This is a genomic window from Opitutaceae bacterium (assembly GCA_015075305.1).
GTDB lineage: Bacteria > Verrucomicrobiota > Verrucomicrobiia > Opitutales > Opitutaceae > UBA6669.
Genome location: JABTUS010000001.1, coordinates 519,634 through 540,983, shown reverse-complemented (window position 1 = coordinate 540,983; position 21,350 = coordinate 519,634). Strand labels below are relative to the sequence as shown.

14 protein-coding genes are annotated in these 21,350 nt (G+C 63.7%); 9 read left to right on the top strand and 5 right to left on the bottom strand.

Translation table 11 applies throughout. From position 1 onward, the window contains the following. Position 1: 1 nt before the first annotated feature. The 7 genes from HS122_02125 to HS122_02095 all read left to right on the top strand — a co-directional run bounded on the left by HS122_02125 (position 2) and on the right by HS122_02095 (position 8,809). Positions 2 to 844, top strand: coding sequence for a DUF4198 domain-containing protein (locus tag HS122_02125; protein ID MBE7537195.1), 843 nt, complete (start codon positions 2 to 4; stop codon positions 842 to 844). 35 nt (positions 845 to 879) lie between these two features. Beyond that, positions 880 to 1,920: an FAD:protein FMN transferase gene (locus HS122_02120; protein ID MBE7537194.1), complete on the top strand. Its 1,041-nt coding sequence runs from the start codon at positions 880 to 882 to the stop codon at positions 1,918 to 1,920. 243 nt (positions 1,921 to 2,163) lie between these two features. Beyond that, positions 2,164 to 2,562, top strand: a complete 399-nt coding sequence (locus HS122_02115) for a hypothetical protein (GenBank protein MBE7537193.1) — start codon at positions 2,164 to 2,166, stop codon at positions 2,560 to 2,562. A gap of 122 nt (positions 2,563 to 2,684) precedes the next feature. Further along, complete coding sequence (locus tag HS122_02110; GenBank protein ID MBE7537192.1) at positions 2,685 to 3,950, top strand: TolC family protein; 1,266 nt, start codon at positions 2,685 to 2,687, stop codon at positions 3,948 to 3,950. After that, positions 3,947 to 5,110 carry an efflux RND transporter periplasmic adaptor subunit gene (locus HS122_02105; protein MBE7537191.1) on the top strand — a complete coding sequence of 388 codons (1,164 nt, stop codon included), beginning with the start codon at positions 3,947 to 3,949 and terminating at the stop codon, positions 5,108 to 5,110. Before HS122_02110 ends, HS122_02105 begins: the two co-directional genes overlap by 4 nt. A 6-nt stretch (positions 5,111 to 5,116) precedes the next feature. Continuing rightward, positions 5,117 to 8,284: an efflux RND transporter permease subunit gene (locus HS122_02100; GenBank protein MBE7537190.1), complete on the top strand. Its 3,168-nt coding sequence runs from the start codon at positions 5,117 to 5,119 to the stop codon at positions 8,282 to 8,284. Between the two features lie 48 nt (positions 8,285 to 8,332). After that, entirely contained in the window at positions 8,333 to 8,809 is a 477-nt protein-coding gene (locus HS122_02095) for a hypothetical protein (protein ID MBE7537189.1), read from the top strand. Between the two features lie 65 nt (positions 8,810 to 8,874). On the opposite strand, the gene HS122_02090 is transcribed toward HS122_02095, so the two are convergent. Continuing rightward, positions 8,875 to 9,900, bottom strand: coding sequence for a FecR domain-containing protein (locus HS122_02090; GenBank protein ID MBE7537188.1), 1,026 nt, complete (start codon positions 9,898 to 9,900; stop codon positions 8,875 to 8,877). Then, positions 9,887 to 10,468 (bottom strand): sigma-70 family RNA polymerase sigma factor, encoded by a 582-nt coding sequence (locus tag HS122_02085; protein ID MBE7537187.1) that lies wholly within the window; start codon positions 10,466 to 10,468, stop codon positions 9,887 to 9,889. The genes HS122_02090 and HS122_02085 overlap by 14 nt, the downstream gene beginning before the upstream one ends. Before the next feature lie 201 nt (positions 10,469 to 10,669). Between HS122_02085 and HS122_02080 the strand changes: the two genes are divergently transcribed. Then, on the top strand, positions 10,670 to 14,272 hold the full coding sequence (locus tag HS122_02080) for a TonB-dependent receptor (GenBank protein ID MBE7537186.1): 3,603 nt from the start codon (positions 10,670 to 10,672) through the stop codon (positions 14,270 to 14,272). 371 nt (positions 14,273 to 14,643) lie between these two features. Continuing rightward, the gene (locus HS122_02075; protein MBE7537185.1) at positions 14,644 to 16,521 is read left to right on the top strand and encodes a hypothetical protein; all 1,878 of its coding nucleotides are present in this window, start codon (positions 14,644 to 14,646) and stop codon (positions 16,519 to 16,521) included. A gap of 70 nt (positions 16,522 to 16,591) precedes the next feature. On the opposite strand, the gene HS122_02070 is transcribed toward HS122_02075, so the two are convergent. The 3 genes from HS122_02070 to HS122_02060 form a co-directional block, all read right to left on the bottom strand. Beyond that, positions 16,592 to 17,944 carry a sulfatase gene (locus tag HS122_02070; GenBank protein ID MBE7537184.1) on the bottom strand — a complete coding sequence of 451 codons (1,353 nt, stop codon included), beginning with the start codon at positions 17,942 to 17,944 and terminating at the stop codon, positions 16,592 to 16,594. Positions 17,945 to 17,966: 22 nt separating this feature from the next. Next, complete coding sequence (locus HS122_02065) at positions 17,967 to 19,334, bottom strand: sugar porter family MFS transporter (protein ID MBE7537183.1); 1,368 nt, start codon at positions 19,332 to 19,334, stop codon at positions 17,967 to 17,969. A gap of 95 nt (positions 19,335 to 19,429) precedes the next feature. Further along, positions 19,430 to 20,488: a LacI family DNA-binding transcriptional regulator gene (locus tag HS122_02060; GenBank protein MBE7537182.1), complete on the bottom strand. Its 1,059-nt coding sequence runs from the start codon at positions 20,486 to 20,488 to the stop codon at positions 19,430 to 19,432. Between the last annotated feature and the right edge of the window lie 862 nt (positions 20,489 to 21,350).

The window sequence follows — 21,350 nt, the reverse complement described above, 5'->3', positions numbered from 1 at the left end:
CATGAAATTCCATCGCACTCTCGTTGTCGCCGGACTCCTCCTTGGAGCCTCCACCCTGCAGGCCCACCGCGTCTGGATTCTTCCGTCGATGACGGTGTTTTCCGGGACCGACCAATGGGCCTCGTTTGAGGCGGCGGTCTCGAACAATCTCTTCTTCCCGAATCACCGGCCGGTTCCGATCGCGGCGATCGAAGTGCGCGGGCCCGACGGCCAGCCGGTCGCCGTGCAGAATGCCGTGGGCGGAGAGGTGCGCAGCTCCTTCGAGCTCCAGCTCAAGCAGCAGGGCACTTATGCGATTTCACTCAAGCCGGGCATTGTGCGCCGTCCGACCTTGCCCGGAGACCCCACGCTTTTTGGCAGCTATGAAAAAGCCGGCAAGGTCGAGCGCTGGCGGGGAACGCCGGAGTCCCTCGTCGCCGAGGGCATGGCGGGCAAACCGGGATTCAAACTCCGCGAATCGGGCGGACGGCAGGTCGTCACGTTTGTAACCTGTGGCAAACCGAGCGACGGTGTTCTGCGCACGACGGGAAAGGGAATTGAAGTGGAATACCTGACGCATCCAAACGACCTTTTTGTGGGCGAAGCGGCGCGCTTCCGGCTGCTGCTTGATGGAAAGCCCGCTCCCGGCGCCGAGGTGACGGTCGTGCGGGGCGACGATCGGTATCGCGATGAGGCGGGCGACATCACTCTCCGGACGGATGCTGATGGTGTCGTCGAAATCAAGTGGCCGCAGGCCGGCCGCTACTGGTTTGAGGCGTCGGCGGGCACCGAGGGGACGCTGCATGGTGTTCCCTCGGAGAAGTCCTTCACGTACATCGCCACGTTTGAAGTGCTTCCTGACTGATCGCGAACTTGATCGCCACCGGAATCTCCTGAGCAATGGCGCTGCTGGCAACGCCCGGGACGGAGCGGCGGGTTCTGGTGCCGCCAAAACTTCCGGCTTCACTCCGTCGCCCCTTGCGGGCCGGGCGAGGGATCTGGGGCATGAGCGGGGCAACGATGGGAACGTACTGGCGCGCCCGGGTGGTTGAAAACGATGCCGTGCGGCGGCACGAAGCTGAGACTTTGATTCGCGAGGCGCTCGCGCTCGTCGTGGATTGCATGAGCCCGTGGGAGCCGGCGTCTGATCTCGCCCGCCACCGTGAAGCGCCTGCGGACTCGTGGGTGCCCTTCCGCGAGCCCACGCTGACGGTGCTGCGGCGCGCCCTGGAGGTGGCCGCGCTGACACGCGGCGCGTATGATCCGACGATCGGCCGGCTGACAGATGCCCTTGGGTTCGGACCCGGCGGGACGGAAGGAGCCGTGCATCCGGCGTCGCGGGCGGCGTTGGTGGCTCGATCGTTCACCGGGCATGCGCGCGTGAGGATTGATGGGGAAAAGGGGGCCGTGTATCAACCGGGCGGATACGCGCTTGATCTCTGCTCGATCGCGAAGGGCCATGCGGTCGATCTGGCTGTCGAGCGGCTCGTGGCGGCCGGAGCATGCGATTGCTTTCTGGAAATCGGTGGGGAGGCGCGGGGGGTGGGATGCAAGCCGGATGGGAATCCCTGGTGGTGCGCCATCGAGGCACCGCGGAATGCCGCTGCGGATTTCCCGGTCACCGTGGCTGCAGTCTGCGAGCTCGCGCTGGCGACATCAGGAAACGCGCTGCGGAAGCGCAGCCTCCCCGACGGAGAGCTTGGGCATATCGTCAACCCGCTGCCGGGCTGCACGGTGCCGTTGGAGCTGGAAAGCGTGACCGTGCTAGCGCCAAGCTGCATGGAGGCGGATGTTTTTGCGACGGCGCTTTTTCTGATGGGTCCGGAGGAGGGGATCCGGCTCGCGGAAACGCAGGGCCTCGCGGCGCTGTTTGTCGAACGGTGTGCGACCGGCGGCCATGCGGAGCGATGGACGCGCGGGTTTGCGGAGTATCTTGGTTGAGGCGGATCGAACGGGTCGGAGTGTTTGACCACGGATGGAACCGGATGAATACCGGATGTCCTCCACAACCTGGAGGGGCACGCTCCGTCGTGACCGGTTTGGGAGGATCGGTGGAATCCGCGCAATCTGTGGTTGAACGGGGGCTCGAGTCCGAGTCTTGAAATGAACGGAACAATTGCGGCGCTCAAACCGTGGTTCAGGCGGAAATTGACATTTTGCCGGGTATTGACTGTCTGTGGCCCCATGAAGGCGATCCGACGTCTGCTGCCGTTTGTCCTGCTGGCCGTGTGGCTGGCGGCCGGGCAGCACTGCGTCCTGGAGGCGGCGGGCGTCCTGGCAGATGTTGATGCCTGCGGGCGGGATACGTGCTGCGACGAGCAGAACGACAGTTCGCACGAGCGCTGCAACCTTGCCGAAGGAGACTCATTCTCCGCGGCGGCCGCGTCCGTGAAGGTTCCCAGCCCGCAGTTGCTCGACAGCTTCATACTCTGCGATCTGTTCATTCTTGAGCCTGCCATTGCAGAGGCGCCACCCACGGCATTTGCCGGGGGCGTCGAGCAGCCGCTCGATTGGGTTCCCTCCTGGAGTTTCCACCGCAGGGCCGCGCTTTCTCCGCGGGCCCCGTCGTTGAGTCTGGCCTGAACGGGGTCCCTGCGCGGACCGTTGGGCGATTCCGTAGTGCCGTGCCGGCGCGGGTGCCGGCGCGGCGGTGTGTCAGCATGCGTGATTCGTGTGCTGTGTTTCGGCGATTACGTTCAGACTCAATGAATAGAATTTACAGATTTCCCTTCTTTTTTGGCGCCTGCTTCGGCGCCGCGCTGGCCGGCTCCGGAGCGCCGCTGACGCTGGCGGATGCGTTGCAGCGCGCGACCGACGCCAGTCCCATCCTGTCGGCGCAGCGGCATTCTCGACTCGCTGCGGACGCCCTGATCGAGCAGGCCGGCTACCGGCCGAATCCAACGATCGAGGCGACACTCGAGAACGTGCTCGGCACCGGTGACGTCCGCGGGATTCGCGGAGCCGAAGCCACAGTCCTGGCGACACAGACCCTTGAGCGCGGCGGGAAGCGACAGAAGCGCGTGGCGCTGGCGAACCGCGAACGTGAACTGACGGAGCAGGAACTGGCGGTCCTGCAGAACGAGATTCTGTCACGCACGGCAGTTGCCTATGTCGGGGTTCTTGCCGCCAGGCAGAGGCTCGCCCTGGCGGAGGCTCCGCTCCGGCTTGCCGTCGAGACGCTGGCCGCCGCGGAGTCGCGCGAAAAGGCCGGGGCCGCGTCGACCATCGATGTGGCCCGCGCCCGTGCGGCGGTCGCGGCCGCACGCGGAGAGGTCGTGCGCGCGCGCGCGCTGGTGTCCGGCGCGCAGACCGCGCTCGCCGCGATCTGGGGTGGCGGTCCCGATGACGCCCTGGAGGTTGCGGGGACGCTGCGCGTGCCTGATGCGTTGCCGGACGAATCGATGCTTCTCTCCCGCATGGGCCAGCATCCCCGCGTTGCCTTGCAGCGGGCCGCCATCGAAAGCCGCCAGGCGGCGGTGGACGTGGAGGTGTCGATGGCCAGCCAGGATGTTTCCGTGGGGGGAGGGCTGCGGTTTCTCCGGGATGGCAGCGATGCCGCGCTGGTGGCGTCGGTTTCCATACCACTTGCGGTGCGCAACCGGAACCAGGGAAGAATCCGCGCGGCCCGCGAGGAGGCCCTTGGCGCCGGGGAGACGCTGCGTGCGGTGAGGCTCGAATTGAAGGCGGCCTTCGATGCGGACTGGCAGGAGTTGAAGGCCGCGCATGCAACCGCCCTCGGGCTTCGGCGCGACGTGCTTCCGGCGAATGAGGACGCCTTTGACGCGGTGAAGCGAGCCTATGACAACGGCGAACTGGCATTCATCGACGTGCTCGATGCGCAGCGGACGCTGCTGACCGTGCAGCGCGAACTGCTGGAGGCCGAGGCCTCCTACGTCATCGCACTCGCGCGGATCGAGGGCCTGACCGCCACCCGCTTTCCCGGCGTGATAGAACTGATTTCAGCACAATGAAGACACGAATCCTTTCCATTCTCATTTCAATGGCCGCTGCGGTGAACCTGGCGCAGGCCGAGACCGCTGGCGGGAAGGCGGACAAGATCATCCTGGATGAGACGGCGATCCGGAATCTCCGGATCGAAACGGTCTCGATTGAACCAGGGGATTTTGAGGAGACCGCCTTTGCGCTCGGACGGATCGACGCGATGCCGGGGCGGATCGCCGCGGTTGCAAGCAGGATCCCCGGACGTGTGACGGCGATCGCGGCATTGCCGGGGGATTCCATTGATTCTGGGGCTCAGATTCTGCGCGTGGAGAGTCGGCAGCCGGGGAATCCGCCACCGGTCATTTCCCTGACCTCGCCGATAAAGGGGATGGTCACTGAGTTGAATGTGAGGGTGGGCGATCCGGTTGAACCCGACCGGCCGCTCGCGGAGGTCTGTGATCTGGCGGAGGTCTTTGCCGTCGCCCGTGTTCCCGAGCATCTGGCGGGGCGTATCCAACCGGGCGCTACGGCGCACATCCGGATTCCCGCGATCGCTGAAGGAAACATCACCGGGCGGCTCCTGCGGTTCGGGACCTCGGCGGATGAGACGGGAGGCACGATTGACGCGTTTTTTGTCCTGCCGAATCCACAGGGGGCCATTCGACCCGGAATGCGCGTTGAGTTTTCCATCGTGCTGAGCCGCCGTTCGGGAGTCGTCACGGTTCCCCGAAGCGCGCTTCAGGGTGAGCCGGCATCGCGGTATGTCTACGTGAAGGACTTCGATCTGAAGAACGCCTTCATCAAGACACCCGTGATAGTGGGAAAGGAGAATGACCGCTTTGTCGAAATCGTGAACGGCCTGCTGCCCACGGACGAGGTTGTCACCCAGGGCGCCTATTCGCTGGCGTTTGTAGGCGGCGGCACGGTCTCCTTGAAGGCCGCGCTCGATGCAGCCCATGGCCACGCGCACAATGAGGATGGCTCCGAGATATCCGCCGGGCAGCAGAAAACGAATGCCGGCGGCCAGCCCGCGGCTCATGCGGATCACGACCACGAGGAGGCGCACAGTCCCTTCTGGATGATCGTCAGTGGCGCCCTGTTCGTCCTTCTCCTGGCTGTTTCGATTCGCAGAAGGACCGCTTCGGCCTCGGCGGATGAAGCCGCCGCCGGAAAGCCGAAAGGAGAATGACCGGTCATGCTTAACCGAATGATTCTATGGTCGCTCTCAAACCGGGCGATCATACTTGGCGTCTCGGTCATCCTGCTCGCGCTCGGGGTGCGATCGGGGTTGAAGCTGCCCGTCGAGGTTCTGCCGGACCTCACAAAACCGACGGTTGTCATACTGACCGAGGCTCCGGGACTCGCACCTGAGGAGGTCGAGGTTCGTGTCACCCAGCCCCTTGAAAGCGCGCTCCTGGGCGTTGCGGGCCTGACGCGGCTGCGCTCGAACTCGGACGTTGCGCTCTCGCTCGTCTACGCCGAGTTCGGCTGGGATACGGATGTCTACAAGGCGCGTGTGCTCGTGCAGGAGCGCCTGCAGTCGGCGAGGGAATCCCTGCCGGAGGGTGTGGAGCCCTTCATGACGCCTGTGGCGTCGCTCATGGGGGAGATTCTCCTCGTGGGCGTGCGTTCGACCATCAAGGAGGGCGAGCCGGGATACCTGTCTCCAGCGGAGGTTCGCAGCATCGCTGACTGGACGATCAAGCGCCGCCTGCAAAGCGTGCCCGGCATCGCCGAGATCCTCAACATGGGCGGAGGCATCCGGCGCATCGAGGTCCAGCCTGATCCCTATCGCCTGCAGGCCCATGGCGTCAGCCTCGCGGAGCTCGAGCAGGCGATCCGGGAATCCGCCAGCACGACAACCGGCGGATTCATCGACAGCGGTCCAACGGAGATCATGGTCCGCAATCTCGCGATGACAACCGACCCGTCGGCGATCGCGCGCACCGTGATCAAGCAGTCCAATGGGCGCAACGTCACCATCGGAGACGTGGCCGGTGTGGAGTGGGGCATTGAGCCAATGAGAGGGGATGCGTCGGTCAGCGTCGCCCCGGAGAAAACCCCGACGCATGGCGTGATCATGTCGATCACGAAGTCACCGGGGTTCGACACCCGGGGGCTCACGGGGGAGATCCGGAACGCGCTTGCCGAGCTGAAGCCGGGTCTTCCCGCCGGGGTGGAAACCGTGCTGCTGTTTCAGCAGAAGGACTTCATCGACCATGCGATCGGCAACCTGAAGGAGGCGATTCGTGACGGTGCGATCATGGTGACGGTCGTCCTGTTTGTCTTCCTCCTCAATTTCCGCACGACGTTCATTTCGCTCATGGCCATACCCATGAGCTTTGCGATCACGCTGCTGACGTTTCAATGGATGGGACTCACCGTCAATTCGATGACGCTCGGCGGGCTCGCGGTTGCGATCGGCATGGTTGTGGATGATGCGATCGTGAACGTGGAAAACGTCTTTCGCCGATTGCGCGAAAACGCCGCCACAGTGGAACCGCGGCCAAGGCTGGAAGTGATCGGATCGGCCTCCACCGAGGTGAGAAACTCGATCCTTTATGCGACGGTTCTGGTGATCCTGGTCTTTTTGCCGCTGCTCGGGTTGAGCGGTGTGGAGGGACGGCTGTTTGCGCCAATAGCGATCGCAACCATCATCAGCATGGTCGCGTCATTCGTCGTCTCGCTGACCGTGATACCGGTGCTCTGTTCGCTGCTGCTGCGCCCGAAGGCGGGACGGAAGCATCCGGACGGTGCGCTGGTTCGTGGAATGAAGCGCGTGCTTCGCGCCACCTTTCTCCGGCTTGCGCTGGATCTTCCCGTTCCCGTGCTTGCGATCGTGGCGATCGGCGTTGCCGCGGCGCTCATGCTCTATCCGAGGATGGGCAAGGATTTCCTGCCCGCGTTTCGCGAGGAGACCGCATTGATTGCGGTGACGTCCGCGCCGGGAACCTCGCTGCCGGAGATGAACAGGATTTCCGACGTGCTCGAGCAGCAGATCCTGGCCGTGCCGGAAGTCAGAAAGGTTGGTCGGCGTCTCGGGCGCGCGGAGCGGGGGGACCACGTTGTGCCGGTGTCCACAGTGGAGTTTGATGTGGATTTCCGGACTGAAGAGGGAAGCGCCGTGGGAGTGCGTTCTCGAAAGCAGATCCTAGATGATCTTCGCGCGAGGCTGCACTCGGTTCCCGGGGTGTTTTCAGTGATTGGCGGTCCCCTGGCCGACCGCATCGGCCACATGCTGAGCGGGGTCTCGGCGCCTGTTGCGATAAAGATCTTTGGTCCAAATCTGGACGAACTGCGCCGCATTGGAACGGAGATCCAGTCTGTTGCGGCGAAGATTCCGGGATTTGAGGATGCGAAACTGGACCAGCAGTCGACCATCCCGCAACTGCGCATAGAGCCGGACCGCATTCGTTCGGTGAGTTACGGCGTGACACCCGGCGCGATCAACGAGCAAGTGGGTGCGCTGGTGGGCGGCAGGGAGATTGCGGAGCTTCGCGAAGGCCAGCGATCGCTGTCGCTCGTGCTTCGTCTGCCCGCGGAATGGCGCGACACACCGGAGAGGATCTCCGAGCTGCCGGTGGAAACGCAGTCGGGCCGCAGGCTTCCGCTGGCCCTGGTGGCCGATGTGCGCGAGGCGAAGGGCCCCAACGTCATTTTCAGGGAGAACAGCCAGCGGCGCTTTACCGTGGCGATCAAGCCCACGGCGCGCGATGTGGGTGCGCTGGTGGAGCGGCTGCAGGCTGGGGTTCGCCAGGAGGTGAAGCTGCCGGAGGGTTATTTCGTCACCTACGAGGGCGAGTTTCAGGCGCAGCAGGAGGCGACCGTTCGCATCGCGGTGTTCAGCTCGGTGGTGTTCCTGGTCATCCTGTTTCTCCTTCAGGGCTTCTTCCGAAGCCTTTCGCTTGCGCTGCAGGTCATGCTGAACATCCCGCTGGCGCTGGTCGGCGGACTCGTGTTCACCTGGCTGAAGGTCGACAACATCAGCATTGCGACGCTGATGGGGTTCATCGCCGTGGGGGGCGTCGCCGCGCGCAACGGGATCATGATGATCTCGCACTATCTGCACCTGATGAGGCATGAGGGGGAGCGGTTCACCCGCGAAATGGTTGTGCGCGGCACGCTGGAACGGATGGCGCCCGTGCTCATGACCGCGCTTTCGGCAGGGTGCGCGCTCATCCCGCTTGTGTTTGCGGCGGATCAACCGGGCAAGGAGATCCTTCATCCGGTGGCCGTGGTGATCGTGGGCGGGCTGGTGTCCTCCACGCTCCTGAACTTCCTGATTACGCCCCTGATATTCTTCCACTTTTCAAGACGCGCCGCCGAGCGGGCTGTCGCCACCGGTGCGGCGGCATCCCAGTAGGCCGGTCACGCCAGACTGGTTTCGGCGCATTCCATTTCTTCAACGACCATGAAAATCAAATCCAACATCCTCCCGATTCTCGCCATGCTCGCGTGCGGTATGCCCGCCGTATCCGCGCATGCGCACGACAATCACTCGCATGCCCGTGATGCCGGGGCAAGAATCAAGGCGCCAAACGGCGGACGCGTGCTGACGCGCGTCGAGCCGCACGCGGAATTCCTGCTCACCGCGGATCGCAGGGTTCAGATCACGTTTGTTGACGATGATGGACGGATCGTGGCGCCTGCGGACCAGATTGTCACCGTATTCACGGGCGAACGGCTGTCGCCGACAAGGCTCTCCTTCAAGAAGTCCGGCAACACGCTGATCTCGGACGGGGTGGTGCCTGCGGGGGACGGCTTTGCGACGGTCGTACAAATCAAGTCGAGCTCGGATGGCGCGACGGTGACCGAAAAGTTCAACCTGGTGCTTTCGACCTGCGGCGAATGCTCGCTGAAGGAGTATGCCTGCGTGTGCGATCATTGACGGCCAATGATTGGACGGGCAGGGCGAGGGGAGCGGGCCGTGTGTGTTCGGAGTCCGCCCCGGAGTCATCGAGCGAGGGAAATAACGCCGCCTTGACGCGTCGCTTTGATTCCAAAGTTTGCCTCGAGCAGCCGCACCATGCCCTCGGCATTGTCGGCACGCAGAAATCCGCTCAATTGCAGCTTGTTCAACGATGAGTCGGCGATCTCGAATTGCACCTGATTGTGTTGATTCAGAATCGCAAGGGCGTCGGGCAGGGGGGGCCGCGTGAATTCCAACTGGGGAATGCGCCACGAAGTCCGTTCCGTCATGTCCGTGTCGGAGAGTGCCTGAACATGGGTCGCCGAGGTCTTCAGGTCCACGCTCCACACCTTGCCGGCATCGAGGAGTTGCACGCCAGAGCCCCCGCCCTGCACTGCCTCAAGCTTCGCCAGTGGCGGCTCCAGCGATTCCTTCGCTTGGGAGTTGCTGGATGTTCGGTTGTCCGCCAGCGCTTCCGCATTGTCCGCAGCCACGGCAACCACGCCATTGGTCACAAGCACCTCGATGCGGCGTTCATTCCGGTCGACAACAAAAGCCGTTCCCACGGCTCGCACATGCACGCCGGCCGCGTCGACGACAAAGGGCCGCCGGGCATTCTTGGTGACCTGAAAATGCGCCTTGCCGCGCTCGAGGACGACTTTCCGGAGCGAGCCGGAAAAGTCGACGATGACACGCGCGCCATCGATCAGCTCCATCACCGAGCCGTCTGGAAGGATCCGGCGTTCGGGCGAGGTGACGGTGGCGGTCCGAGAATTTCCGACGAGTCCTGAAGCAATGGCAGGGGACAGGCCTGGCGCGGAGTTCGATGCAGAGCTCGGCCGGGAGATCCGCCAGACTACGCCTGTGATCAGGCCCAGGCTCAACAGGCCCGAGGCCAGAGCGAGACGCCGGCGTCGGTTGCGGTGCAACTGACGGGAAACCTCCTGAAGGAGTTCGTCTTCCGCGCGGGCGCGGCGCATCCATCCCAGCGCAGTCAGGATGGATTCGTCCGTTTCCACCTTCGGCGGACTGGCATCGAACCCGGGCCGGTTGTGGTTATCGGGGCTCATTGGCAAACAGACCGTTGACCCCGCGGCGTCGAAGGTAGTCGGCGCAGCGTTTCATGGCCGTGGCGGTTTGCACCTCGACGGTCCGTTCCGACAGGCCGAGTTGGAGGGCGACTTCCCTGCGGGAGCAGCCGTTTATCTTGTGAAGGATGAATGTCTGCCGGCACCGGCCGGGCAGTTTGGCGATGGCGCTCGCGAGAAGTCGGATCCGCTCACGGCGGTCGGCGCATTCCGCGACATCAGGCTCTTCGGCTGCTATGTCCAATTCGTCGAGGTCGAGGGTGGCATCGATTGGCGAAGCCCTGTCGTGCCTCACGGTGTCGAGGGCGAGCCGCTTGGCGACGGTGAAGAGCAGGGCCCGGACGGAGCGGATGGGCTGCCTTGCCGCAGTGCGGAACAGGCGCAGGTAGGACTCCTGCACGACGTCGTCCAGATCGCGCACTCCGGGAAAGGAAGCGCGGAGATAGGAGCGCAGGGAGGATGCGTGCGGTTGCACCTCTTCGCTGAACCAGCGCGACCGGTCGTTCGGCGCGGGAAGGAGGGTTGCGGGTGTTGAGGGGGGAGGGCTCATCGCGCAGGAGGGGGCCCCCGGTCTTTGGTCCGGTCGCGCAGTGAGTTCAAGCATGAACCGATATGTCAAAAAAATTGAGATTCCCATACGTCGCGACCCCCACTTGGTCCGTCGTTTACGTGCATGACCTTGATACCCTGTTCCAGGCCGCTGGGCGTCCGTGCCCGGACCCTTGGCGTTTCATTCGCGCTCCTTGCGGCCATGGTGATCTCCCCGCTTGTCGGCCGGGCCGCGAAGCAGGACCGGAAGGCGTTCGATGTTCCGGCCGGCGCGGCGGAACAGACGCTCAAGAAATTTTCGCAGCAGTCGGGTCTGCAGGTCGTCTTCGCGCCCGACGCAACGGACGGTGTGCGCACCACTGCCTTGAAAGGTGAATTTACCCCCATGGAGGCGGTGAACCGATTACTGGCGGGCACGGACCTGGGCGTGATCATGGATGAGAAGACGGATGTGCTTTCGATTGTCCGTCTGGACAAGCCGGAGGGCGCCGGCCCAAACGTGCAAAGGGCGGCGCAACAGAGCAGAAGCGTCCGCCCCGATGAAGGTCCAGGCCGGAGCGGAGTCGTCGGTCGGGACGATGTCGTCAAGCTCAGTCCGTTCGAGGTGACAGAGTCGAACAACGGCTATTTGGCGACGAACACGATGTCGGGTACCCGGCTCAACAGCAGTCTGGAGGATCTTGGCTCGTCGATTTCCGTGGTCACGAAGCAGCAGATGTCGGATTTCGCGATGCTCGATATCAACGACATCTTCGCCTACGAGGCAGGCGCCGAGGGAGTGGGAACCTACACCGCATTCGAGATCAACCGCAACGGCCAGATGAATGACAACGTGCAATCCGATCGGGAGTCATCCAATCGTCTTCGCGGCATCGGCGCGGCAAACATCTCGCGCTCCGGTTTCGCCACCAGCGGCCGCGTCCCCGTCGATCCGATCGACATTGATGCCGTCGAAATCAGCCGCGGCCCCAATTCGAGCATCTTCGGCCTCGGCGAGGGATCCGGCACCGTCAACATGGTGGCAGCATCGGCCAACCTGAATCGCGAGATTTCCCAGGCCCAGGTTCGTTTCGACAACACGGGAGGCTGGCGCACATCCTTTGACCTGAACCGGACGCTCATTCCCGGCAAGCTCGCGGCCCGAGTGAGCGGAGTCTATCAGCACGATGAAGACGTTCAAAAGCCCTCCAGCTTCAACACCCGCAGGATGAACGCCATGATCAGGATCCAGCCGTTCAAGAGCACCACGCTGCGCGCTTCGTTTCAATCCTACTTTGCCGACGGCGCGCGGGGGACCGCAGTGACGCCGCGCGATGGCGTCACCTACTGGCGCGAGATGGGCAGTCCGACCTGGGATCCGGTGACGCAGACGGCCACCGTCAACGGCGTTTCGACAACATACAGCGGCACCACCAATCCCCCCGGTCTTGCCAACCTCAATCGGGCTGGTCCAATCATGTTCGTCGACGATGGAGGGATCCAGCTGTGGCAGATCGGCCGCATGCCGGCGGCCACCGCGACCAACGGCGCCGGCAGCATCACGGGAGTCAATCGCATGCTCGAAAGTTTCGCCGAGCCCATTCGCGATGGCCGGCCGCTTTTTTCCATCCTCCGCGGTGTGTCGGACCCCTCCGTCTACGACTATGCCCATGTCAATCTGGCCAGCGCGAATTACCAGCGGGAGAGAACCGACACTTCGACCGTGGAATTTGAGCAGTTCATTCTTAATACGGGCCGCAACACACTGGCCTTCCAGTTCGCCTGGCAGCGCGAGGAATCCGACAGGCTCCGCAAGACCATCGTGAACACCACCAGTGGGGTGGGCCAGAGTTTCCTGCTGCGCGTCGATCCCAACAGCCGGTTGCTCGACGGCCGCCCCAACCCGTTCTTTCTAAAACCCTACTTCGGTGCTGTGGAACCGGTTTACAATGAGACGCCGTTCGAACAGGACAGCTACCGTGGCCAGCTGGCCTACGTGCTCGACTTGACAAGGGAGAAGTCGAAATGGCTCCGCTTCCTGGGCCGTCAGCAACTGCTCGGCTACTACGAGGAGCGCAAGAGCAAGAACCGCGTCTATAATTTCCGCGACGTGATGATTTCAGACAACCCGATCTACGCGCCGGCCGGTCAGACGAAGGGCAATGCCCTGACTGCAAACGGCTATGGCCCGTCGTCACAGGCCACCAGGCCATATTTTCACTACTACGTGGGCGACGCCAACGGCCAGAATGCGGACTATGGCCCCTCGCGAACGACCTATGGCATCTACGATTTCACCTGGTACAATCCACAGACGAAGCAGTGGGTGACCGATCAGGCCACCTTCGGCCAGTCTGCTGTTGCCGAGGGCAGTGCGGGAGAAAATGCCAATTCGACCGTCAACCTGATCCAGACCAAGGGTGCGATTCTGCAGAGCAGCTTTTTCGGCAACCGTCTGGTCACCACGTTCGGGCTCCGCTCAGACCAGAGTGGAAACAAGCGCCAGGACCGGGTTCAGCTCCTGCCCAACGGCTATGAATACGACTACGCGCGAATGTCCGGATGGCGTGGCGACTGGGCGATACGCAACGGCGACACGACCACGAAGGGTGGCGTGATCCGCCCGTTCCGCGACTGGGGCTTCATCGAAAACGCCCGCAGTGGCACGGGCTGGAAGGCCGGGGTGGCCTCGGTATTGCAGGGTTTGAGTTTCTTCTACAATCGTTCCGACAGTTTCCGCCCCGCGGCGCCTGCGATCAGCATCAAGCAGAACGAGCTGCCCAATCCCAGTTCGATCGGGCAGGATTACGGCATCACCGTCAGTTTCGGCGGCAAGTTTTCGCTTCGGGTCAACCACTACACCACGGATAACATCAACTCCCGCGCCGGACAAGGGGCTCTCATGGCCAACCGGCTGATGACAACCGATTTTCAGGGGTTTGCCGCCATTGCGGACACGTTCGCACTTCACCGCCAGGCGGTCAACTGGCTGACTCAACTCAACCCCTCCATGACCCTCGAGGCGGCCGAGGCTGAGGCCTACCGAATTCAGCAACTCTCCCCCGATGTGGAGGCGGCCTGGCGGAGCAACACCGTTGCGGATACAACCAACATCTTTGCCAAGGGGGAGGAGTATGAATTGAACTTCAATCCGTCGAGCTTCTGGACGCTGCGTGCAAACGTGACCCGGACCGTTTCAATCGATGGCGCGCAATCTCCGGACAATTTTGACTGGCTGAACCAGCGGATGCCGGTGTGGGAAACGATCGTCGATCCGCGATCCGGAAAGAAGTGGCTCGATACCAGCTATGCCGGGGAGTTTCCATCGACCGGCACGCGCACACCACGCGACTACATCCTCAGCAATATCCTCACCCAGCTCCGCATCGACGGGGCGACGGCGGGCACCGCCCGTCCGCAGATTCGCGAGTGGCGCTTCAACGTCGCCACGAGCTACAGGCTCGCGGGGCTGACCGACCACCGTGTGCTCAAGAACCTTACCGTTGGCGGCGGTGTGCGCTGGGAAAGCAAGGGAGCCATCGGCTATTACGGCATACCGATTGACGGCAATATCGAAGTGGCCGAGTCACTGGATCCGACACGCCCGATCTGGGACAAGGCGCACGCCTATTTCGACGCTTTCCTGACGTACCGGACGAAGCTCTTCAACGGCAAGGTCCCTGTCCGCTTTCAGCTCAATGTCCGCAATATCCAGGAGTCGAAAGTACGCCTGCAGGCCGTCGGCGCGTATCCCAATGGCGAGGCGCACACCTTCCGCATCGTGAATCCGCGCACGTTCGTGTTCACCACGACCTTCGATCTCTGAGCATGTACTCGGGATTGAGGGCGTCCGCAGACTCAAGGATGTCCCACTCGCCTCCGCTCTAAAACCATGACGCCCGAGGATGCTGAAACCTCATGGTGCGCCTGCCGGTTGCGCGCCAACATCCACATTGCACCTTTCAAATCATGAATGATCTCACCCGCCGTCAAATGCTGCAACGCAGCGGCTTCGCGCTTTTTGGCGCGGCCATGCCATCCGCCATGGGCGCGGATGTTCGCGCCCGGCCCTCCACCGATGACGAGGGCGACGATCCTCCCTCCAGTGCGGCGGGGTCCGAACCGGGAGGACTCGCCAGGCACAACCGATCGCCGCGTTCCGTGCAGGAGTACTACGTGCGGCGCACGCGCGAGGTGATGCAGGAGGCCGATGCGCGCCGCGCGGCGTTGCGCACCAAGGCGGACGCGGAGCGTTATGTCGCCGATGTGCGGGAACGACTGGGCAAGTGCTTTGGACCCATGCCGGAAAAGACTCCGCTCAATGCGCGAGTCCTGAAGACGCTCGAACGCGATGGCTACCGCATTGAAAACGTCATTTACGAGAGCCGCCCCGGATTTCCGGTGACGGCCAATCTCTACGTTCCGACCAATCGACGGACGCCTTCGCCCGGCGTGTTGGTTCCCGTGGGCCACTTCTCCTCGGGCAAGGTCGGTTCAGCGACCATCGCCCAGGCTCTCGTGCGGCAGGGCTATGTCGCGCTTGCCTTCGATCCGATCGGTCAGGGCGAGCGCTACCAGTATGTGGACGCCGCATTCAAGCCCATGCACGGCGGCGGCACGGGCGAGCACATCTACAGCGGCGTGCGCATGCCGCTGGTGGGGGAGACCCTGCCCACCTGGTTCGTGTGGGACTGCATTCGTTCGCTGGATTATCTCATTTTGCGGCCAGAAGTGGATTCCCGCCACCTCGGCATCACGGGCAGCTCCGGCGGGGGGAACCAGACGAAGCTGCTCTGCGGTTTCGATTTGCGCCTGACAATGGCGGCGCCGAGCTGCAATGTGACCTCGCTGCGCAGGCTTGTTGAAAACGAGCGTCCGCTCGATCCGGAGAATCTGCCGTGGGGGCTGCTCGCGCACGGACTCGATCATTCCGACTTCCTGGCTGCGATGGCCCCGCGTGCCGTGCTGCTGGTTGGACAGGAGAACGATTTTTTTGATGTGCGCGGCTTCGAGGAGGCCTGTGTCAGGCTTCGCCGGCTCTATGCGCTGCTCGGTGCGGAGGAAAACTTCTCCTTCTATCTCGGAACGGGGGGCCACGGATTTGCCCAGCCCAACCGCGAGGCGATGTACCGCTGGTTCAGCCATCACTCGGGCATGCCCCAGGTGCCGAAGGAACCGGAGCTCACGCGCGAGAACTGGGACAATCTTCGATGCCTGCCCCACGGCCAGGTGGCCGAGTTGAAGGCGAAAACGGAGTTCACCCATGGCGCTGAATTGTCGCGAAAACTGCGCTCCACAAGACCGGCATTGACGGGAGCCGCGCTGCGGCAGCGAATCACATCGACACTCAGGCTGCCCTCACGCGAGGGCGTGTGCGAGTTCCGGATCATGACCGGAGCAAGCGCCCGGGGATACCCGAAAAAAAACCATGCCGAATACCTGCTGGAAACGGAGCCTGACATCCAGGTCTTCGTCTATCGCCTCAGCGAAGGAAGACTCCTCTCGCGCCCGCCACGCGGGCCCAAACGGGCGGTCCTGTATGTCGCCCATCGCTCCGCCGACGAGGAACTGCGCACCGATCCCTGGTTGAAGGAAATCTGCGAGGCGGAGCCAAAGGCGGCAATTTACGCCTGCGACGTGCGCGGAGTAGGGGAATCGCAACCGGGGATCTCGACATCCGACAACCCGCAGAAGAGCAGGGTCGACAACATGCACGCGGGATTCGGGGTCTTGTTCGACTATCCCACTGCGGGACAGCGCACATTCGACCTCCTGCGCGTGCTCGACTGGATGGCCGGCTACGACCATGAGGAAGTGCACCTTGTCGCCCGCGGCTGGGGCGCGATTCCAGGCACGTTTGCGGCCGTCCTGCACGACCGCGTGAAGCAGGTCACTCTGAAGCACGCGCTTGCCAGCTACGCGGACGTGGCTGAGACCCCGGGATACGACTGGCCGTGGGCCACGCTTGTCCCTGGCGTGCTGAAGGCATTCGATCTGCCGGATTGCTACCGCGAGTTGGAATCGAAAAAGCTCCGCCAGATCGAGCCCGCCTCCGCCTCCGGTGTCCCGGCGTAAGGCGGCGAGCTCAACGCTTTTTCCCGAGCCATGTGATTTCCGTTCACTTGAAGGTTTTCGAACCGCCCGCTCAGAGTTTCGGGAGCGGACCGTCGAGCATGCGGGCCATGGTCAGTTTTCCCTCCTGAACAATTTCCGGGAACGATGCCGGGGGAGGCAGGAAGTCGTTCGTTGCGCGCATCCAGCGATCCAGCTCGAGAAGGAGTTCGTCGACCACTGCTGCGTGTGCGGGATTCTCGGCGAGGTTGGAAAGCTCATGGGGATCGGCTGACAGGTCGTAGAGCTCGACGACGGGGCGGGGTGAGCGGAACATCGCCGCGAGCGTGGGCGGGAGGCGTCCTGCCTCGTGCTCCCTTTCCATGATTCTCCAGACCGGCGCTGAAACATGGTCCAGGGAGCCCCGGTACGACACCTCCGGGCGACAATTGCAGATCAAGGCGTGCTTTTGCGAGACGATCGCGCGGGCTGGCTCCCACGTGTCGTGCCAGTTGCGCTCGGCATGGATGTATCGCCGCGACTCGTGGGGCCGGCCGGTGAGCAGGGAAAGGAGGCTGCGGCCCTCCATGGCGGGGAGCGCAGGCTGTCCCGCCAGTTCGAGCCAGGTGGCGGGCAGATCGACCGACGAAACGAGTTCGGAAGTCACCTGGTGAGGAGCGACGCGACCGGGCCAGCGGACGACGAGCGGCACGTTGATGCCGGCTTCATAAAGGGTGGCCTTGGCTCGCGGGTAGGGCATGCCATGGTCGCTCATGAATACGACCACGGTGTTCCTGTCCCGGCCGGAATCCTCGAGCAGACGGAGAACCTCGCCACAGTCCCGGTCCAGCCGGTGAATGGCATCGTAGTGCAGCGCCAGATCCGCGCGCAGGGCCGGGGTGTCCGGCAGGAAGGGGGGAACCGTGACTTCGGCGGGGTCGTGCGGTGGCGTGACCAGGCCGCGGATATGATCATAATTCGTGTAAAGGTCGCGATGCGGATCGTTGAAGCCGACCCACATGAAAAAGGGACGGTCGGCAGGCGCCTGGCGGAAAAACGCGGACGCGGAAGCATCATTGCCGCCGGAGAAATCAAAGCGGCGGCGAAAGTCCTCGCCGAGATGGTGCTTGCGGAGAACGCCGGTGAAATAGCCCTGCTCCCGCAGCGGTTCGAGGACCGTCGGTACGTCGTTGCGCAGCGGGGCGTGCAGACGCGAGGTGCCGGTGGCGTGGGGTGTGCGGCCGGTGAACAGCGACGAACGGCTGGGGCTGCATTGGGGCGCGGTCACGTAGGCGCGCTCGAAGCGGAGCCCCTCGGTGGCAAGCCGGTCGATGTTGGGTGTGCGCACGTGCGGATCGCCGTAGCAGCCCAGCGAGCCTTTGCAAAGGTCGTCGGCTATCAGCACTACAATGTTGGGAGGAGTGGCGTGGCGGAGGGATGACTCCATGGGGAGGTCGGTTGGCTGGCGCTCAGCTTCGAAGGAACAAGGCCTGGATTTCCTCGAGCGTGCGTCCATTGGTCTCGGGCACGAAACGATGGACAAATCCGAACGACAGGGCGCCCATGCCGGCGAAGACGAGGAAAGTCAGGCCCATGCCGAGGTGGGCGAGCATGACCGGAAACAGCAGGCCAACGCCGAAGTTGGTGGCCCAGTTTAGGACGAGCACATAGCCCATGACCGCGCCGCGCACGTGCTGGGGCAGCAATTCGGAGATGAGGACGCGCACGCACGCGCCCCAGCTGAGTGCAAAGGCGGCCAGGAACATCAGCATGCCGGCGAGCATGCCCCAGCCTCCGCTCCCGCCCGAGAAGCCCGCCGCAGTGAGCAGCAGCATTGCCGCGGTCATGAGCACCGAACCCGTCAGCAGGAGGCGCCGCCGCCCGAGCCGGTCGATCAACTGCAGCGCCACGACTGTCACGAGGATGTTGACCACCCCGATCCCGAGATTGGCGATCACCGCGCCTTTCTGTCCGAATCCCACCTGCATGAGCACCGTGGGCGCGTAGTAGATGATCGTGTTTACACCGAGCAGCTGGACCAGGACGGCGAGTCCAGTGCAGGCGAGCAGGGCACGGCCCAGTCCCGGCGCGGATTTGCCGCTCGCGGTCTCCACCGAGGCCCGCGCGGCCGCGGATGCGGCCTGGATTGCGGCGATCTCCCGGTCAGCGCGGCCGCCCCGCCCCATGCGTTGCAGCACCCGGCGCGCTTCCGCGATGCGGCCGGCCTGGATGAGCCAGCGCGGCGACTCCGGCATGGCGAGGAGCCCGGCCAGCAGCACAACCGACGGCACCGCGCTCAAGCCGATCATCCAGCGCCACGCGCCCCAGGGTTCCAGCAGGTAGTCCACCCCGAAGGCGAGAAAGATGCCGCACACGACCATGAGCTGTCCCAGGCCGGCGATCCGGCCGCGGTGTTCGGCGGGCGCGAGTTCGGCGAGGTAGACCATCACGACCACGGCCGAGGCCCCCACGCCGACGCCCATGACGACGCGCGCGGCGATGAGCGCCGCGACGGAGGGGGCGAGCGCGCCCGCAAGTCCTCCCAAAGCGAAGACCGCCGCCATTGCGATGAGCAGCGGCCGGCGACCGAAACGATCCGACAGGACTCCGGCGCAGCCCACGCCGAGGGCCGCTCCGGCGAGCAGAGCGCTCACGACCAGCCCCTGCGAGACGGGCGAAAGGTTCATCTCGCGCGAGATGAACAGCAGCGCGACGCCGATCACGCCGATGTCGTAGCCGAACATCAGCTCGCCCAGCGCCCCAAAAAAATACACGGTCCGGGTGAATCCACGCGACGTCCGCGCAGTCGCCGGCGGGGTGGAGTGGTCATTCTCCATGGAGCTCATTGGGTTTTCACGGGAAAGTTCCGGCGTGGATCCGAGCTAAGCCGCCGGCGCGGGTGAAACACAATCCACGACTTACTTTTGTCGTATTACTTGACGGCAACCGAATGCGCGGCCGGAGCGGGACGAACGGAATCGCCGTCGATCCATTCGCCTCGAATCAGGCTGAGGACGGCGTGGGACGGAACCCCTCTTTCGCCTCGAGAAAGCTGGCCGACGACATTGTCGACCGCCGCGGACCCGATGTGATGCCAGCCCTCGTCGATGTGTGCGCAGCCCTCATCGGGCCGAAAGTCCGCAAGTCCGGCGATGCCAATCTCGTCCGGCGCCGAAAGGCCGGACTCCTCCATCCATCGGCGGATGGGATACGGCCCGCCGTACAGCACGGCTTCCGGTCGGAAGGACTTCACCCATTTCCTCAGTGCGGACTTGGTTCCGATCGCGGGCAGGACGGCGATCGCGCTCGGATCGATCCCCGCGGCCTCGAACCCGAACGCGCAGAAAGCCGCCAGCCAGCACCGGTGGACGCGCACGCTGAGGCGCCCATCCAGGGCGATGCCAATGCGGCGATATCCGCGCAGGCGGAGCTGTTCGAGGGCGATTGGCACGGAATCGAAATGCGCTGTCACGACCCGATGCAACAGGGGCGATTCGAGGGTGTAGCCAATCGCAACGCTGGCGAATTTCTCCCAAGGAAGGGGAAGGATTGAGTGGGTCGAGAGCGGAAACACGATCACGCCCTCGATGCCGCGCGCCTGCAGGATCGAGGCGAGGCGGGGGACGCTCAGCCCGCGCTGCCCGATCGAGAACTCCTCGAGACCCCATCCCAGTTCGGTCGCCCGCCGCCGGGCGCTTTCCCATTGTACGCGCCATGCGGGGAACTGCCAGGACTCACCGGGACCCGACCAGTTGGTCACCCCTGCGAGCCTGGCCCCAAACTTCACCCGCCGTTTCGAGCGGATCTGCGCCATGAGGGACGAAATGCCGGCATGGGGATGATAACCGATTTTTCGCGCAGCCGCGCGGATGCGCTCACGCGTCGCGGGTGGAATGCTGGCGTGGTTGCGGAGGGCCAGGGACACCGCAGCCTGGCTGACGCCCGCCGCCACGCCGACATCGGCCATAGTGATGCGCAAGATCTTTCCCATTGGCGGCCGAAGCGTTTCCGATCCGACAGGGATTTCAACGGCTAAAGTTCTTTCGGCGGCGATGGGTGTGAACAGGCTGGACCGGGTCCATTGACCGGGGTCACACCTGCGGTCTTTGACACCAAGATGCATCCAAAAGTGCCCGGCGTGCCTTGGGGTTTTCCGCTTATACGATACAAGCAACGCTGCGGTTGCCACATCGTCGGGTTGTTTCTTCCTGCTTCTCAGTGAACGCCTCGTGGCGCTCACTGCAAACCGCCAACCCCCCGCATCTCCCGACGATGAAATCCTCGTTCGCCTCCAAGATAACCGCCATGCTTGCCGCCTGCGCCGCTTCCGTGGCGGCACAGTCCACCACGAGTCAATCCTCCACCGACACGGATCCAAACGAGAAGGAAAAAGCCGTGGTCCTGTCGCCTTTCGAGGTGGTCGAATCGAACAACGGCTACCTCGCGACGAATACGATGTCCGGAACGCGGCTGAACACCAGCCTGGAGGACCTGGGATCGTCGATCTCCGTTGTCACGAAGCAGCAGATGTCAGATTTCGCGATGCTGGACATCAACGACATCTTTGCCTACGAGGCCGGCGCGGAGGGTGTGGGCACCTACACGGATTTTGAGATCAATCGCAAGGGCCAGATAGACGACAATGTTCAGTCGGATCGGGCGACGTCCAACCGCCTGCGCGGCATCGGCGCTGCCAATATCTCGCGCTCCGGTTTCGCCTCCAGCGGTCGCGTTCCCGTCGATCCGATCGACATCGACGCCGTTGAAATCAGCCGTGGTCCCAATTCGAGCATCTTCGGACTCGGCGAGGGCTCCGGCACGGTCAACATGGTCGCCGCGTCCGCCAACCTGAG